Source organism: Methylobacterium sp. E-041 (assembly GCF_022829665.1).
GTDB lineage: Bacteria > Pseudomonadota > Alphaproteobacteria > Rhizobiales > Beijerinckiaceae > Methylobacterium.
Genome location: NZ_JAKSYQ010000114.1, coordinates 1 through 2,301, shown reverse-complemented (window position 1 = coordinate 2,301; position 2,301 = coordinate 1). Strand labels below are relative to the sequence as shown.

General features: G+C 64.9%; 4 protein-coding genes and 1 pseudogene. 4 read left to right on the top strand and 1 reads right to left on the bottom strand.

Going from position 1 to position 2,301, the window contains the following annotated elements; all coding sequences use genetic code 11:
• From MKK70_RS10230 to MKK70_RS10215, 4 genes and pseudogenes are all read left to right on the top strand, one after another.
• Nucleotides 1–102, top strand: a pseudogene (locus tag MKK70_RS10230) (IS5/IS1182 family transposase); the annotation flags it as partial.
• 12 nt (nucleotides 103–114) lie between these two features.
• Nucleotides 115–804, top strand: coding sequence for a hypothetical protein (locus tag MKK70_RS10225; protein ID WP_243947415.1), 690 nt, complete (start codon nucleotides 115–117; stop codon nucleotides 802–804).
• Nucleotides 801–1,073, top strand: a complete 273-nt coding sequence (locus MKK70_RS10220; RefSeq protein ID WP_243947413.1) for a hypothetical protein — start codon at nucleotides 801–803, stop codon at nucleotides 1,071–1,073. Before MKK70_RS10225 ends, MKK70_RS10220 begins: the two co-directional genes overlap by 4 nt.
• Nucleotides 1,074–1,303: 230 nt before the next feature.
• On the top strand, nucleotides 1,304–1,654 hold the full coding sequence (locus MKK70_RS10215; RefSeq protein WP_243947411.1) for a hypothetical protein: 351 nt from the start codon (nucleotides 1,304–1,306) through the stop codon (nucleotides 1,652–1,654).
• 453 nt (nucleotides 1,655–2,107) lie between these two features.
• On the opposite strand, the gene MKK70_RS10210 is transcribed toward MKK70_RS10215, so the two are convergent.
• Nucleotides 2,108–2,301, bottom strand: a 194-nt coding sequence (locus MKK70_RS10210; RefSeq protein ID WP_243947408.1) for an integrase core domain-containing protein, incomplete at its 5' end; no start/stop codon positions are given.

Sequence of the window (2,301 nt, the reverse complement as noted above, 5' to 3'; positions counted from 1 at the left end):
AAGCACTTCCGCGCCGTCGCCACCCGCTACGACAAGGATCCCGACAACTTCCTCGCCAGCGTCAAACTCGCTGCCGTCCGGGTCTGGCTGCGAACTTTATGAGTCCGCGACCTAGTGGAGATCGCGGCCGATCGCGATGCTGCTGTTGCTGAGCGCACTGCGTTGGAGGCCAGCCGCCCAGACCTGATGCTGACCGGCAGCGCCGACGACGTGGCCGACCTCGACCACCGCATCGCCGTCTCTAAGGTCCGTATCGATCAGGCCACCGCTCAGCACGCCGCGGCACTCGCTGCCGAGGCCAAGGCGAGCGCCGAGCACGAGGCTGAGCAGACCCGTCGAAAAGGCCTGCGCAAGGTCGGCATGAAAGCCAGCGCTGAGGCGGCCAAACTCGCTGATCGGTACGTCGTCCTGGCGCGGGAGCTAGCTGGCGTGCTCGGCCAGCTGCGCGAGCAGGAAGCGCGGATCGCCGAGGCCAACGCAGCCCTGCCGGAGGGCGCAGAGCCAGTGCCGCCGGGTGAGCCGTTCAACGGCACCGAGACCATCCCGATGCGCACCGAGGTCGTGCGTGACCTCGTCTGGGTCGACGCCCGGACCGGTCAGCCCGCCGGCATCCTGGCCGGTAACGATCTCCGGCATCGGGTCGCCAAGACGATCGAGCGCCGCGTCGCAGTGCCCAGCATACCCGGCGAGCCGCATGTCGCGCTCTCGCATCGTGTGACGCTGCCCGGTCTCGGTCGGGATGCCCCGCCGATCTGGCGCAGCCTTCCTCAGCCCCTCAGATCCGACACGGGATACCGCGCATGACCATCACCCGAGAGAACACCGAGGCCAATCAGGCTCACTGGCGTCGCGTGCTGGGCAAGGACCGCGCTCCCGGAGCGGCGGAACGCACGCCAACGCAGGCTGAGCGCTTCGCGGCTTGGTCTGCCTCCGTGCAAGCAGCCGAGCGGAAGGCACCCGCGAGCGACGCGCGCACGGTTGTTGCTGCCGCTCGCGCCAGCGCCTTCACCGCCTACCAGGTGGGTGATCAGCGCCATGCTGCCGACGGGATGCTCTGGCGCCGCGTGGCCTGACACGAGATTGCGCGGCCGACCCGCGAGGGCCTCCAGTCGCGCCATTGAGGGCGATCCGGTCAGCCCAACAGCGACAAGCCAGCCTGTCCTACGTCTGATCCCAAGCCAGGGGGGGCAGGATCCAAAGGCCGGCAAGACCGCCCGCTCTCCAAGCCAGCGGGATCATCGGAGATCGCGGCGGAGGGGGCACCCCGCTGCGGTCTCCTCCCTCAGAGCTTCAGGAGAGCCTTATGGTCACCGGTACCATTCGCATTGAACTTCATCCTCCCGGCACCACGCCTCAGCATCGAGGCCCCGCGCGGATCGCCAGCGCCACGCTGACCATCTCCGGTACTACACCGACTGACCCGAACGCACTCCCGACCGTGCAGTCCTTGGTGCCGGGTGGCCTTAATGGCCCCTGCGTAGCGTTCGTCACGCCATCGTTCTCCGAACCCGCGTTGTGGTGCTCGGTGGGCAAGGTGCCCGACCCGTCCAAAGAGCCGCGCCACCTACTCACCTATTCCAACATCGGCCAGATCCAGCCCTACACCATCGAGATCGGCGCCACCGACCGCATCGTTTTCGCAGCAGTTGCGTGAGGATCCGGAGGGCCATTCATGAGCCGTCCTTGATCTCTTCCGGCTCCCATCCTCTCACTCAATGGCAAAACACTCAGGACAGCACCTGCTTCAGCACCGGGACTGTTGTTGCTGCAAAAGCAAACAGCACGATGAACATCCGGCGGATGTGAATGTCCGTGATCATAGAGAGCTCCCTTGCAGCTGTGTTCAGCTTGCAGCGAGGCCATTCATAGTGGTGCCGAATTACTTAGAGATGTCCAGGATTGGTAAACTATGGCTTTACCATGATTTGGGGCATTTAATGCGTTCTTTAGGTTCTTCCCCAGGGCGCGGAGGGATGCGGGTCAGCGCGAGTCCAAGCTCTCCGCAGGTCTGAGTTTCCAAAAGGGGCTCAACACCAACGTCGAGAGTGGCGACAGGGCTGGCATCCGCGGCAATGCCGAGGCGATGGACAAGGATCTCAGCGGGCGCCTAACTGTCGTTGCCCAGAAGGTTGTTCAGGCTTTGCCAGGGTGTCTGTCGGCTGAGGGCGGAGTGGGTTCGGCTGGTGTTGTAGTGGTCGATCCAGGGGCTCATGGCTTGTGTCCGCTCGGCGGATGAGGCGTAGGGCTCGGCGTAGATCCATTCACGCAGCGAGGTCTGGATGAAGCGCTCGGCCTTGCCGT